Source organism: Pedobacter sp. ASV1-7 (assembly GCF_040203335.1).
Lineage (GTDB): Bacteria > Bacteroidota > Bacteroidia > Sphingobacteriales > Sphingobacteriaceae > Pedobacter.
The window spans coordinates 962197-977753 of record NZ_JBEHBV010000001.1; the positions used below are offsets into that span (position 1 = coordinate 962197).

Annotated in this window: 9 protein-coding genes; 8 read left to right on the forward strand and 1 reads right to left on the reverse strand. The window is 37.4% G+C overall.

Features of this window, described 5'->3' with window-relative positions; all coding sequences use genetic code 11:
* Window positions 1-119 precede the first annotated feature (119 nt).
* The 6 genes from ABDJ41_RS04190 to ABDJ41_RS04215 all read left to right on the forward strand — a co-directional run bounded on the left by ABDJ41_RS04190 (window position 120) and on the right by ABDJ41_RS04215 (window position 10188).
* Window positions 120-3557, forward strand: coding sequence for a TonB-dependent receptor (locus ABDJ41_RS04190; protein WP_349784485.1), 3438 nt, complete (start codon window positions 120-122; stop codon window positions 3555-3557).
* A gap of 10 nt (window positions 3558-3567) precedes the next feature.
* The gene (locus tag ABDJ41_RS04195) at window positions 3568-5535 is read left to right on the forward strand and encodes a RagB/SusD family nutrient uptake outer membrane protein (RefSeq protein WP_349784486.1); all 1968 of its coding nucleotides are present in this window, start codon (window positions 3568-3570) and stop codon (window positions 5533-5535) included.
* Between the two features lie 21 nt (window positions 5536-5556).
* The gene (locus tag ABDJ41_RS04200; protein WP_349784487.1) at window positions 5557-6402 is read left to right on the forward strand and encodes a DUF1735 domain-containing protein; all 846 of its coding nucleotides are present in this window, start codon (window positions 5557-5559) and stop codon (window positions 6400-6402) included.
* An 11-nt stretch (window positions 6403-6413) separates the two neighbouring features.
* Window positions 6414-8066 (forward strand): DUF5018 family protein, encoded by a 1653-nt coding sequence (locus ABDJ41_RS04205; protein ID WP_349784488.1) that lies wholly within the window; start codon window positions 6414-6416, stop codon window positions 8064-8066.
* An 89-nt stretch (window positions 8067-8155) separates the two neighbouring features.
* On the forward strand, window positions 8156-9247 hold the full coding sequence (locus tag ABDJ41_RS04210; protein WP_349784490.1) for a DUF4855 domain-containing protein: 1092 nt from the start codon (window positions 8156-8158) through the stop codon (window positions 9245-9247).
* A 74-nt stretch (window positions 9248-9321) separates the two neighbouring features.
* Complete coding sequence (locus ABDJ41_RS04215; RefSeq protein WP_349784492.1) at window positions 9322-10188, forward strand: metallophosphoesterase; 867 nt, start codon at window positions 9322-9324, stop codon at window positions 10186-10188.
* Window positions 10189-10211: 23 nt separating this feature from the next.
* On the opposite strand, the gene ABDJ41_RS04220 is transcribed toward ABDJ41_RS04215, so the two are convergent.
* Window positions 10212-10793 carry a CBM96 family carbohydrate-binding protein gene (locus tag ABDJ41_RS04220; RefSeq protein ID WP_349784493.1) on the reverse strand — a complete coding sequence of 194 codons (582 nt, stop codon included), beginning with the start codon at window positions 10791-10793 and terminating at the stop codon, window positions 10212-10214.
* Between the two features lie 261 nt (window positions 10794-11054).
* Here ABDJ41_RS04220 and ABDJ41_RS04225 point away from each other — a divergent pair, with 261 nt between their 5' ends.
* Together ABDJ41_RS04225 and ABDJ41_RS04230 are read left to right on the forward strand one after the other, a co-directional pair.
* Window positions 11055-14120, forward strand: coding sequence for a chondroitinase family polysaccharide lyase (locus ABDJ41_RS04225; RefSeq protein ID WP_349784494.1), 3066 nt, complete (start codon window positions 11055-11057; stop codon window positions 14118-14120).
* 15 nt (window positions 14121-14135) lie between these two features.
* Window positions 14136-15536 (forward strand): sulfatase, encoded by a 1401-nt coding sequence (locus tag ABDJ41_RS04230; protein WP_349784495.1) that lies wholly within the window; start codon window positions 14136-14138, stop codon window positions 15534-15536.
* Window positions 15537-15557 lie beyond the last annotated feature (21 nt).

Here is a 15557-nt window from a genome sequence, read left to right on the forward strand (position 1 = left end):
GAGCAGGGTAGCCAATAAAAAAGCATTTCGGATTGCGGCCGAAATGCTTAAATGTCTGGGCAAACCCTTGATAGTACTCAATAGATTTAGTGTAAACCAAAACCCAAACAAACAAATGTATGAAACAAAATCTACATTTTAAGGGCATTTCATGCCCTGGAATTTACCTATACAAGAAGTGGATTACACTTCTTGAATCAAAAGCATTTCGCATTATGAAATTGACAGGTATTATACTCTTAGTACTTACAATGCACGTTAATGCAGCTTCTTTCGGACAAAAGATTAGTATGAGTCAACGTAATACCAATCTGAAAATGGTATTTAAAGAGATTAGAAAGCAAACAGGTTTCTACTTTATTTACAGTAATGAAGTACTTCAGAAAGCTAAGCCATTAACGATTGATGTCAACAATGTTGATCTTGATGAAGTATTAAAAGATGTCTTTAGTAATCAGCCATTAACTTATACCATTCAGGATAAGATTATCATTGTCAAATCAAAAGACATGATAGCTTCAAATTTGAAGAACAATGTTGTTGCCCCTGTAATGGTGGATATCAAGGGAAAAGTAATAGATATTAACGGACAACCATTGCCAGGTGTTAGTGTCGTTGTTGTTGGAACAACAAAAGGTGCCACAACCAATACAGAAGGATATTATGCAATTGATGCCAGACCTGGTGATATTTTAAAGTTTTCCATGGTAGGGTACATCGAGCAACAGATAAAGGTAGAAGCTAAAACTGCCATTGATATTGTATTGAAGGAAAAGTTAAGCGATCTGGATGAAGTAATGGTGGTAGGTATGGGCGTTCAGCGAAAAGCTAGTGTAATCGGTGCCATTTCTACAGTAAAAATGGATGAGTTAAAAATTCCTGTACGTTCATTAACCAATGCTTTAGCAGGTAAAATGGCAGGTGCTGTGGTTGTTCAGCGTTCAGGTGAATTAGGAAGAGATGGTGGAGGCTTGTGGATCCGGGGTATCGCCACATTCGGTGCAAACAGGTCTCCTTTAATTCTTGTAGATGGTGTGGAAAGGAGTATGGACGATATTTCTGTTGAAGAAGTAGAATCTGTCTCTATTTTGAAAGATGCTTCTGCTACTGCAGTATATGGTGTAAGGGCAGCTAACGGGGTTGTTTTGGTAACAACCAGAAGAGGTATAGCACAAATACCGGTAATAGAAGCGAAGACTGAATATGGTATTTCAGATTTACCAATGCTGCCGAAATTTTTAGGCGGAGCAGATTACGCCATGTTATATAATGAGGCCTTAGGTAAAGAGAATTATTCGAAGGAATATATTGAAAACACCAGAAATGGGACTGATCCTTACCTATATCCGAATGTAAACTGGTTTGATGAAACCTATAAAAAGTATGCCTATAATGCGAATGCTAACTTAAGTGTAAGAGGAGGAGGTGAAGTTGCACGTTATTTTGTAGGGCTTGGCTATATCAAAGAAAGTGGTAATTTGAGAGACAATCCGGATATCGATTATAAATCAAACCTCGACCTTCAGCGATATAATTTCAGAGCTAATGTTGATGTCACTTTATCTAAGTCGACTGTATTAGAACTTGAAATTGGTGGTAACCTTACTGATTTGAGGACACCTGGTGTTGGTGGAGCAATTTATTCCTCGACTTTTACACCTGCTGGCGAATTGTTCTATTGGGCCTATCAGGCAACACCAATAGGAAATCCGGTTAGGATTCCGATTGGTAAAGATCTGAATGGAAAGGATATTATGGGCTGGGCAGCACCTACACAAGTTGGAGAGTCTAATCCGGTAGAACGTTTAATGGGCTCAGGGTTCAATACAGAATTTAGAAATCAATTTACTAGTCAGATTTCATTGAATCAGGATCTTAAGTCTGTTTTGGATGGATTGAAATTTAGATTGTCTTATTCATTTGACGCAAATAATACAACTACAATAAATAGGAGGAAGAACAGTACTACTTATGGTGTACAAGGAAGAGATCCTGTTACAGGAGACATTCTTTTTAAAGAGGTTACGGTAGGGACAGAATTTTTAGGCTATTCTAATGCACAGACGAGTAATAGGGCTAAAGAAATGAAAGCACAGCTTTTGTATAATAAAGCATTTGGAGAAAAGCATCATGTTAGTGGTATGATGATGTATTATCAACGAGATTATATACTTGGTAATGCTGGTTCCGCAATTTTATCACTTCCATATCGCCGCCAGGGTATTGCAACAAGAGCTACTTATGATTATGATGATAGGTATTTTGCTGAGTTTAATGTAGGTTATAACGGATCAGAAAATTTTCCTCCAGAGAAGCGTTTTGGCTGGTTTCCTGCAGTTGCAGCTGGTTGGATAGTTTCCAATGAATCATTCTTTAAAAACTTAAAAGGAACTGTTGATCTCTTGAAATTCAAAGGATCAATTGGTTTAGTCGGTTCTGAAGCTTTGCCAGGTAGTGACCGCTATGGTTACTTATCTGTATATGGTGCTGGACTTGGGGGGTATATATTTGGTGAAACCCCGACTAATTATGGAGGAACTGGTGAAAACCGGATAGGAGTTGCAACTTTAACATGGGAGAAAGGACTTAAGAAAAATATCGGTTTTGAATTGAAAATGTTCAAGAATGCATTGTCAATTGAAGCAGATTACTTTCATGAAAAAAGAACAGATATTCTATTGCAACGGACTTCGTTACCTGCAATTACGGGCTATGTAGCTGCGCCATATGCAAATATGGGCGAGATGCTGAATCGTGGTGTAGATGGAACTATAGAGTTTAATCAACGTTTTGGCCAGATCGGTACTCGTGTGTATGGAAATTTTACCTATGCAAGAGACAAAATCCTTTCTCAGGATGAAGCCAATAAAAACTATGCATATAGAATGCGTACAGGTCAAAAATATAACCAGGTTTTCGGTCTGCAAGCATTGGGCTATTTCGAGAGCGAGGCTGATATCCAAAATAGTCCTGTACAACAATACGGTGTAGTCAGACCGGGAGATATCAAATATCTTGATGTGAATGGAGATGGGAAAGTGAGTATAGATGACGAAGTACCTATAGGTTATTCTAATTTACCAGAGATTAATTATGGTTTTGGATTCCAGGTAGATTATAAAGGATTTGATATAGGTGTCTTTTTAAGGGGGCAGGGACGTGTTACCTATAGATTGGGTGGATCATATATTCCTTTTGCTCAAGGAGTGGGTAAGCTTAATCTTTTTGAAGAAGCATTAGACCGCTGGACTGTTGACAATCCAAGGCAAGATGCACTGTATCCAAGGTTGTATAATGGTACTTCAGCTAATAACTGGCAGACTTCAACTAAAACCATATATGATGGCAGCTATTTACGCTTATCAGATGTAGAAATTGGATACACATTTGGATCAAAATTATTGTCAAATATCAGATTAAAAAGTTTGCGCTTATATGCACTGGCTAATAACGTAGCTGTATGGGCACCATGGAAAATGTGGGACCCTGAGCTGGAAGGGCCGGGAAATTATCCTTTACAGCGTAAGATGAATTTGGGTATCAGAGCTAAATTTTAATTAGAAGAAGATGAAAAGAAATTTGAATAGATATATCATGCTTTGCATGTTTGGATTGATGACAGTAATGGGTTGTAAGAAATTTCTGGACAAGCAACCCGATGATATGAAAACGGATGCCATGATCTGGAATTCACGTAAAGAAACAGAAGCATTTTTGTATAATGTTTATGCTTCAATACCTGCTGCTAACCTTTATCAGGATGATCCCTGGTTAGGATTGGCTGATGAAATAGATTTGAGTTGGAATGTGTATAACACTTATAATATTAATTTGGGTAACTGGAATACAGGTTCAGGATTCTATAATAAATGGGCTACGTATTACAAAGCAATTCGCGCATCTTTTGTGTTTGAGAATAATGTAGATAAAAATCCAGAGCTTAGTAATGGTTTAAAAACCCAATATAAGGCTGAGGTTAAATTTTTGCGTGGATATTTTTATTGGCTGTTGCTTAGGCAATATGGACCTATTGCCATTATCAAAAGTGAATTACCTTCGGATACCGATTTTGGGGCTATTCCAAGAACTCCGTATGATGAATGTGTAAATTACATCGTTCAGATGATGGATGAAGCAGAACAAGGATTGCCTTTGGACTGGCAAAATGATAGGCAATGGTTCGGTAAACCGAATAAAATTGTTTGTAAAGCCGTAAAAGGAATTGTGTTAACAATGGCAGCTAGTCCGCAATGGAACGGAAATATTGATTATGCCAATTTTAAGAATCATGATGGGACACCACTTACAAGTGTTGTTTATGATGAGTCAAAATGGAAAAGAGCTGCAGATGCCAGCTATGCAGTTATTCAGATTGCAGAGAATAATCCAGCTGCCAATGTAAAACTATACAGGAATAATGAAAATGGTGACGCAGTTTTTAATCCATTGAAATCGGTAAGAGATATAAAAGTAAAAAAATGGAATTGTGAGGTAATATGGGGCCGCGCTGGTTATAATCCATCAGGATGGGAAATTCATACTTCTCCGGGGCCAAATAATCTGGGGGGTGTTGGGCCGACACAAAGAGTTGTTGATGCCTTTTTGATGAAAAATGGGCGTGATATTGAGGATCCTTTGTCAGGTTATGTTGAAGAAGGCTTCGCAACTACAGGTGGGGATAATTGGAACCCTAAAAACAGAAACATAACTACTGAACGCTTGGCTATGATAGATGATATTCGTAGTGGAGATGCATGGGGACACTGGGCTGGTGAATGGAATATGTATGCAAATCGAGAGCCCCGTTTTTATGCCAATATTCTTTATAATAAAAGAATCATTCCTCAATTACCAAGTGATGTAGATAAACGGGATTATTACAGCACCGGAAGTCAAAAAAATGGATATGGTAGAGCTGAGCTATATTACGGTGGAGCTTCACGTTTGTCGGGTGCTTACACATTTTATTCTCGTACTGGATATTTATGTCTTAAAGATGTTGATTATCTGAGTAATTTAAGGGATCGCGTGTGGACAACTAATCCACGTACAGAAATATTTATTCGATATGCATCGGTTCTGCTGGACTACATAGAGGCTCTGAATGAATATAATCCGGGGCACGCTGATATTGAGAAATATTGGGACATGATTCGTTCTCGTGCTGGTGTCCCGAACATATTCAGTGTATATCCGGAAATCAGAGGAAATAAAGAAGAACAGAGAGAGCATATTTTAAAAGAACGTCAGATCGAACTTGCATTTGAAACTGATCGTTATTTTACCTCCAGGAGAAGATGGAGGGCACATACTCCTGACAATGGAGATCCTTTGCGTAAATGGGGTGATGGAGGTAAAATGTGGGGTATGGATGTGAATGCTGGTGTAACTACTTCAAACAACTTTAATTATACAGGATTTTATAAGCGAACTGCATTCGAAGAAAGGGTATTCCCCATGAAGTTTAATTTATTCCCGATTCTTCAGACAGAAATTGATAAAAACCCTGCTTTAGTTCAAAATCCGGGATGGTAAATAATTTTAATAGAGATAATCATGTTAAAAAGATATAAGTTTTTAAACACAGCATTACTTTTAGGGATGTTAATGGTGTCTTCCTGTGAGAAGGGACTGGATACAATTAAATTAGATGGCGTAGTATATATTCCCAATTCAGGTTTGAGTACGCAAACAGCGCTTCTTGGTGAGTCTATTTTTAAACTAGGGGTTTATAGAGCTGGAGTAAATCAGGAAAATAGTGTTACAGTTAACCTCGATGTTGATCAAGATGCTTTTGCTGAATTCCAGACAGATAATCCTGGTTATGAAATTCTGCCGACAAGTAATTATAGTATTCCTTCTGGAACAGTAGTAATAGGGGGCGGAAATGAAAGGGAAGATTTAAATATTCGTTTGGCAAATATCAATGAGAATACTTTTGTAGGTAAAAAATATGTTTTACCCATTAGCATTAAGAACGTCAATCCAAATACTAAGATAAATCAGGAAAAGAAAATTGCTTTTCTTTATTTTTCCAGATTTAGAAATGCATATGAAGCCAAGTATAAAGCTTATGGCACGGTGAAAAGTGATGGCGTTTCCGTATTAAAAATAGATGAAGTACAAAGTCCTGTATCAGTTTCTGCCAATGTACTTGAGGTGGCTGGACCTGTACCTTTATTAAAGTTGCGTCTGACAATATTGAATGATAAAGTTCAGATTACTGGCGCCCCTGGCTCAGAAGCATACGCCGTTCAGAATGACCCAAAAGAGGAGAGTACTTTTATAGGGCAGTTCGATACCGTTTATCAGACTTATAAAGGGGATTTTAAGTTGTTTTACACTTATCTGTCGAATGGTAAAGTGCAGCAAGCCGAAGTTGATTTAACCTTTACATTATAAAATCAGATTACATGAATAAGTATATATCATTTCTGCTCACGACACTGATCGTGTTGCTTGTCTATTCTTGTAAAAAGGACGAGAATAAAGGAGATTTCAGCGCATCTTCAAACTCAGTGTATGTCACATTTTCGGATGGATCCGGTTTTTTTAATCCAGAAAAAGCTACTCCATATGGGGATACGATTAAATTTGTTTTTTCAACTCATTACCCGGCGGAATCTAACAACCTGATTGATATCAGTGCTATGAAAATTAAAACGAATGCGCCAACTACTGTTAGAGTAGTTTCCAATGGCTCAGATCAGGTTGACTTAAATAAGCCTACGGAAATAATTGTACGTTCAGCTGATGGTACGGAACGTAAACATATTCTGGTTGGAGAAATAAGAAAGAGTAATGAAGCTGTAATCAATTCTTTTGCTTTACCAACAGCTAACATTACGGGTTTCCTGGTTGAATCGCAAAAGATTGTTGGGCTTGTATCTGGTGGAACAAGTTTAACAGGATTGGTGCCTGTAATTAATATCACTCCGCACGCAACGATTTCACCAGCTGTGAATGTGGCGCAGGATTTTAGTAAACCAGTTACTTATACTGTAACTGCTGAAAATGGCAGGGTTGTCCAGTATGTAGTAAAGCCAATAACTCCTGATAAAGTGGCATCTGGGATCCGACAGGGAAGTCAGAAATTGTTATGGACAAAATCACTTGTCGAGCTTGGTATTAATGGTATTGACCATTTCACCACTTCGATTGCAGTTACTGGTGATTACCTTGCTGTAAATACGCGTGCAACAGCAAATAAATATCTTGATCGTTATACCGGCTCAGTTGTTGGAACTATGGTTCCTACGCCTGTACTTAGTACTCAGTTCCCGAATTTCTTTGCAACTAGTGATGAGGCGGGGCATATTTTGGTTTCAAACCTTGTAAATGGATTGCCGAATACTTTATATGTATATAAGTATAATGACGTAACTGATCAAGCGCCTGTTAAGTTTATTGAATGGCCATCAACCACTTATCTGGCAGGACGAAAAGTATCTGTAAAGGGTGATCTGAATAAAAATGCATTAATTTTCATGGGCTCTGCCAATTCAAATAATACTATTTTAAGATGGCAGGTGGTCAATGGGGTGTTGTTATCTCAAAATCCTACTACAATTACCTATGGCGGAACAAAAATCTGGACTCTGATGGCGGATGCAATAGCTACAGGTACTAATCTTACAGATGGAATGTTTATAGCAGGACAAAATAGTGACCTTGCATATATGAATAGTGCTACCGGGCAACCCATGAGTACTGTAGATCTTACAGCATCCGGTATTGTGACTACTCATAGCCTTGATTATACAGAGTTTAATAATGCCCGCTATTTGGCAGCTGTAAATGTCAGTTCAAATATAGCTGGTAATGCATTCTTATATAATGTGACTGATCCTTTATTGCTTTCTACACCTCCTACGAGCGCAAGCTATAATAATGTTTGCGTATTTAAATCACCTGTTCTTGCCAATGTGGCAAATGGGAATTTTACAGGAGATGTAGCGCTTAAAGTATCCGCTGATGGTTATAAAATGATTCTTTATGTCCTGATCACAAACGGCAGTATTGCTGCTTATGAATTTGATTGTATAGATCTAAATAGCATTAAATAAATATAAGACACACACAGTACCCTACATCTGCTGATGTCCTTTTTTTAAGGGCATGGCAGATGTTATAATTAAACATAAAATACATACAAATGAAACGATTAATAGTCATTATTTACATTTTAAGTCTGACCACTGCCGGATGGGCGCAGAAGGAAGTTAAAGGTGAATACGGGAAAACCAATATTGCCGATTTGGTTTTAATTTATCAGGGAGGTACTCATCGTCCGATGGAATGGACCAAAGAACAATTTTTGCCTTATATCATTCATGAAGATAGTAAGGGTAATAAAAACTGGTTATACGATGGCTTCTTGTTTTTAGAATTCAAGGATGGTAAAGGCAGAACTTATGCACCAGGATATGCTAAACTAAATGCACGTAAGATTGAATGGGAATGGTTGCTGGATAGAAATTTTGAAAAGGATAAAGCATTTTATGCATTAAACCAGGCTATTAAGGAACAAATTTCTGTAATGAAGAAACCGGGCTTTAAGCATAAACTGGTAGTAGGCATTCCGAGTCCGATTTTTAATCAGAAGGATTGGGGAGAAATTAATGGAAAGGTTATGGACTTCTCTAAGCATGAGGATAGAATTGAAGCAGGTAAATGGTATATTGATAAATTTCTTGAACGGTATAAGCAACAAAATTATGCTCATTTACAATTAGAGGGCTTCTATTGGGTTGACGAAGACGTTAATGGTTGTGCTGAAATATTAGAACCGCTTGGCGATTACATGCGATCGAAAGGAAAACGATTTTATTGGATACCTTACTGGAATGCAAAAGGATTTGATCAATGGAGAAAATTTAAGTTCGATTTTGCCTGGCTTCAGCCTAACCATTTTTTTAATAATAAAATTCCAGACAGTCGTATAGATCAAGCCTGTGATTTGGCGAAAAAATTAGGGATGGGTATGGAGATGGAGTTTGATCCACATGCATTGAATGCTTCGAAGGAGCAAAAAAGTGGTCGTTTGAAAGCATATATAGAAGCATTTAAGAGAAATGGAGCTTTTGCTGAGTCTCCTATCGCTTATTATGAAGGAGGTAATGGAATGTATCTGTTTTCAAAGTCTAATGATCCCAAAGATAAAGCGTTGATGGATGAGCTTGCTGCTGAAATTATTAAACGTAAAAGCAAAAGCTTTATGAAAAAAATAAGCAAAGTAAGCAAATAGTATAATATAAATTAAATCTTCTCATTATCTTAGTAAACAACACACAATATGGAAATATGAATGCTATAAAGTTTATGAGATACAAGAGTTTGATTATTGTTGCAACACTATTACTTCTTTCTTTTTCCAGAAGTACTGCACAAAAAGTAACTAAAGAACCTCTGGTTTTTATTCAGATGACAGACACGCAGTTTGGATTTTTTGAAAATGATCAGAAGTTTTCCAAAGAAACTGAAAACTTTGAAAAAGCCGTGGCCGCAGCAAACCAGTTGCGCCCGGCTTTTGTAATTATTACTGGGGACCTAGTAAACCTTATGGGGGATCCAGCACAAATTGCAGAGTATAAAAGAATTGCTGCAAAGCTAGATCCATCAATTAAATTGTATAGTCTCCCTGGAAACCATGATGTAGCAAATAAACCTACACCAGAAATATTAGCTGCCTATCGTAAAGAGTTTGGGGCTGATTATTATACTTTCAGGAAAGGGGATCTGTTTGCTATAGTAGTTAATTCCGGACTTATATCGGACGCTTCAGGTGCAAAAGAAGAGAGTGAAAAACAATATAGATGGTTACAGTCGGCATTTAAAAAAGCTAAAAAATCTGGATGTAAATCTATCGTTGTATTTCAGCACCATCCTTTCTTTCTTGAAAATCCGGATGAGAAGGATCAGTATTTTAATATCAAAATACCAATCAGAAAGAAATATCTGCAACTATATAAGGAAAATGGCGTGAGCCATATTTTTGCCGGCCACCTTCATAGAAACTCCTTTGGTAAAGATGGTGAAATGGAAATGGTTACTACCGGACCTGTTGGTAGGCCATTGGGTAAAGATCCATCTGGTTTCAGGATTGTAACCGTAAGAAATGGTAATATCGAACATAAATATTATGGTCTGGACGAGATGAAAACAGTGGTTAATCCCCCAAAACAATAGTTTCAGGGGATTGTAGCTTTTATCTATTCGATGGTTAAATAAGAATCTCTTCCCACAATAGAGCCTAGTGCGGTGGATACATTATTTGTTAGAGCTAGTGTTATTTCTCCATCTTTCGATTTTTTGAGAAGTGATTCAACTGCTTTGGCATCCAGTTTTATGGTGACCATTGAAAGCTTATCGTCTAGTGATTGGTCTAATAATAAATTGCCTAATACATTTTCAAGTTTTGGAGCATTATTCCAGGTAATTGTTGTTTTGCTCCAGGTATTTTCAGAAACAGCCTGCACATCTAAACTAAATTTTAAATCTGGGTTTTCGGAATTCTTGTAAACTTTGATAGGAATATTTATATCAACCGATTTTAAAGACTGTATTTCTTTAGGGAATTTAAACTTCAATAATCCGGTTCTGGACCAATGAGTATTGGTGTTTGAACGTGCTACCAAAATCACATCTGGTTTTGTTGTACCAAAAGCTTCATCTCCTGTTTTTCCCCCTTGTATAAAAACCGCTTCGGTAGTTTTTATTTTTTTACTTTGAGCATTAACAGAGGTAATGGTTAGAAAGCTTAATAAAAGAGCACTTAAAATTTGTTTTTTCATAACATTTTTATTTTTGGTTTAACTGATTCGTTTTTAAATAGCACATACCAAACTTATCTATTTCAATGTTAGAGTATGGGGGGACCTTTGTTCTTATGTAGGGGAGATTTAGTTCTTTAAGGATAATGCCGTATTTTATTGAACTAATTCTTTTGTTGTCGTATTACCCCCCTATATTTGAACTGATTCTCCCCCCGCATTATATATATTAAATGCAATATTTGAATCCTGTAAGAATAAAAATTCAAAACAAGACCAAGTATGAGCCGTTTACTTCACTTTATTTTATTGATTTGCTGGCAGTCTGTCAGTACTTATGCACAAACGCAAACCGATATTTGCGAGGATGATGTTCCTAAAGATTGGCGAAGCATTAATGGCGCTCTAAGCCTTACGGATACACATTTTAAAATAGGTAAGCAGGCCATAAAGTGGGACTGGACAGCCGGAAGTAAAAGCATAATTAAAGTAGATAATGATGCTTTTAAAACAGTCGCAGGAAATCCACGCAGTACATTTGTAATTTGGGTATATAATGAAGCTCCCATCAATGATAAATTATTATTCACATTTGGGAATACAAACCAGATTGCCTGCAGCTTTGAATTTAATTTAAATTTTAAAGGATGGAGAACTGCATGGGTTATGTACCATAGGGATATGATAGGTAAACCTACAGGTGTAATGAATACCATGAAGGTACAGGCTCCTTCGTCTGTAAAAAAGGGTACCCTTTTTATAGATCAGTTGATGTACGATGTGACAATTAATCCACGTTCACCTATGCGGGATGAGCAAATGCCTTTTATCAATCCTGAAGCGGATAAAGCAGCAAATGCACATTGGAATTCACTATATGCCTTTAGCAGGACTCCACATTTTCTTGAACTTCCATTAAAACTTAATAAAAACGATCTGACCGATATGGCAAAGATCAACAAGCGTTATCAGGAAATTGTAGCTCCCTCAAAAAAGGAAATAACAGAAAGTAAGTTAAAAGAGATTGAAAGTGAATTTTCCTGGTGGAATATTGTAAGGAAAGGCAATCAGATTACCGGAAGACCAGTTTATTCTATGAATGACATAGAGCTGGTGTCTTTAAGTCCACCGGCAAACATTAAGGAATTGAACCAGTTATCGGGCGTAAAACGTTTTACGCAATTGATGCTACAGGTGGCACAAGCCCACCATTCTTCATCAGATCAGGCTACAAAATTACAGCTTGAAATCATGTACATGAATCTTCTTGATCATTTTGAAGATCAGGGATGGATCTATGGTAGCGGCATGGGGGCATTACATCATCATGGCTATAATCTGCAAGGTTATTACACCTCATGCTTGCTGATGAAAGAAAGCATTAAAAAACAAGGTAAGTTAGATAAGACTTTTAAAAGCATGGGCTGGCTTAGTGGCCTGGGTAGAACACTTCAATTGCCAGATCAATTACCATCATCTAATATTGATGTATTCAATACTCTGCTCGGAAGTATGCTTTCTGCTGTATTAATTATGGATGATACACCTGAAAAGCTCCGTTATCTTCAGAGCTACTCAAAATGGCTATCTAAAAATGTCGCTCCGGATCATACCATAGAAGGTGCTTTTAAACCTGATGGTGCAGTATTTCATCATGCCAATCTTTACCCTGCCTACGGTATTGGAGGATTTACTGGTGTAGCTCCAATTGTATATGTTCTTAGTGGTACTGGATTAAGCGTTGATAAGGAATCACATATAAGCTTCCGGAATAGTCTGATGATGATGTATCAATATACTAATCCTTATAAATGGCCCATAAGCATCTCTGGACGTCATCCTACAGGAACCTGGCGCATAGCTGATAGCCCATTTGCATATATGGCAATGGCTGGTACACCAGATGGAACTTCAAAAATAGATACTGCAATGGCCGGAATTTATTTAAAGCTAAATGATGGCAAGACGAACAAGTGGACCAAAAGGTTTAATTCTATGAAGATTGCACCTGCAGGCTATACAAGTGGGCATTGGAATATGAATTATGGATTGTTTGATATCCACCGTCGCCAGGATTGGTTGCTTACGGTACGCGGACACAATCGTTACTTCATAAGTAATGAGTCGTACCCGGGAGCCAATATGTACGGGAGATATCTGGCTTACGGACACCTTGAAGTACTTTTTCCTGAAACAAAAATAGATAATGGCAGTAACTTTAAAGATGAGGGATGGGACTGGAATAATATTCCAGGGACTACAACCCTTCATCAGCCTTTGGATAAGCTAAGGGCAAACATCATTAATGCGGATGACTTTAGCGGAATTGAAGAAATGCTTATTTCTGATGAACGCTTTGCAGGTGGAACAACTTTGAATAAACAAGGTATGTTCGCCATGAAGATACATGGGCATGATAAGTATGATATGGGAAGTTTCAGAGCTATAAAATCATGGTTTATGTTTGATAGCCTGATCGTATGCTTAGGCTCAGGTATTAATAATACCATAAAGGAGTATGCTACTGAAACGACTCTTTTTCAAAATTATTTAAAGACCCCTGCTGATGCATTGAGCTTTAATGGGCAGATTATAAATCAATTTCCATATACGAAGGCTGGAACGGCTGGAAAGTCATTAACAATTATCGATAACCGCAATATTGGTTACTATATTCCTGATGGGAATAGAATTTTTCTCACAAAATCGACGCAAACATCTCGCGATCAAAAAGACCAGAAAAATACGACAGGTAATTTTGCTAAATTAATATTTCAACATGGTAAAGCTCCGGTAAATCAGAGTTATGAATATGCAATGCTTATAAAGACGGATCAGAAAGCTATGGATCATACTTTTGCGGCAATGAAAAGTAAAAAACCTTTGTATAAGGTTTTAGAAAAAGACAGTATTGCACATATTGTATGGTATGCCGCAGATCAGATTACTGCATTGGCTGTTTTTGGTAATCATGTTAAGACTGTAGATTCTCTGCTGTTGGATAATAACAGGCCATGTTTATTGATGTATAAAAAGGAAAAGGAAATGCTAAAACTGTCTGTTACAGATCCCGATTTAGCTTTTTACGAAGGACCGGATGATAGTCCTTTAACTGCAGATGGCAAAAGGAAAGAGGTGAGTATTTATTCGCGAGATTGGTATAGGTCGCCCGCAAAGACTTCTATTGTGAAGTTATTGATAAAAGGAAGATGGAGCGTTAAAACAGGAAACATGGATTCCCAAAAGAAAGAGGCTAGTGTTGAATTGAAGTCAGATGGAAATACATTGGTTAGTGTACCTTGTGCAGATGGATTAACGTCAGAAATTGAATTGATCAAACAAAAATAAAAGGATTCAAATAGCATGAAGAAATTAATAATTGCAGCATTGCTTACTACTGGTTTCGCAGACCCGATTTTTGCGCAGCATAAAACTTCAGATAAACCCAATGTCATCGTTATTGTTAGTGATGATGCCGGATATATAGATTTTGGGTGCTATGGAGGTACTCAGATCCCCACACCAAATATTGATGCTATTGCTAAACAGGGTGTACGTTTTACCGATGCTTATGTATCTGCATCGGTATGTGCCCCCTCAAGAGCTGGTTTGTTAACCGGACGCTATCAACAACGCTTCGGTTTTGAACACAATACTTCTAATCTGGTGGCTCCGGGGTATAAATTATCAGATGTAGGCATGGATCCGGAAGAGCAAACAATCGGAAATGAAATGCAGGCTAATGGTTATAAAACAATTGCAATAGGCAAGTGGCATCAGGGAGAAGAGAAAAAACACTTCCCGTTAAACCGCGGATTTGATGAATTTTATGGCTTTATTGGAGGCCATAGAGATTTCTTTGCTTATAAAAATAAACCATCTAATGAACTCGCATTGTATAACAATAATGAAATTGTTCCTGAAAGTCAAGTTACTTATCTGACAGATATGTTAACGGATAGAGCAACAGATTTTATCAGGGAAAATAGTAAAAAGCCATTTTTTATGTACCTTTCTTATAATGCGGTACATACACCGATGAATGCCAAAAAAGACTTGATGGACCGTTATGCAAGTATAGCAGACCCTGGTAGACGTGCTTATGCAGCTATGATGACATCCTTAGATGATGGCATTGGCAAGGTAATGGAAACACTAAAACAGCAAAGTCTGGATAAAAATACATTGATCATTTTTATCAATGATAATGGCGGAGCTACTGTTAATTCTTCAGATAATGGTCCGTTAAGAGGAATGAAAGGGTCGAAATGGGAAGGTGGTATAAGGGTAGCAATGATGATGCGCTGGCCAGGGCATATTACTCCAAATAAAACATATAGTAAACCGGTAAGTTCATTGGATATATTACCTACTTCTATAGCAGTAGGTAATGGCAAACAAAAAGGAACAAAAAAACTAGATGGGATAAATCTAATCCCATATATTAATGGAAAAACTAAACAAATACCCCACGAAGCACTTTATTGGCGAAGAGGCGTTGCAGCTGCAATGAGAGAAGGTAATTGGAAACTGATCAGAGTTAAGGAAAATGTTTTACTATTCAATCTTTCTAAAGACTTATCTGAAACGATAAACCTGGCAATTAAGAATCCCGCAAAGACAAAAGAAATGCTATCCAAACTTGCGCAATGGGAAAAAGGACTGGATACCCCGCACTGGACAAGTGCTTATGGAGATAAAAATCAGATCATGAAACACCGCATGGAGACTACAGGTCGTGAAATGGAAAGAATGTATCCATAGTTCATAAGTGTTAAAATTTAA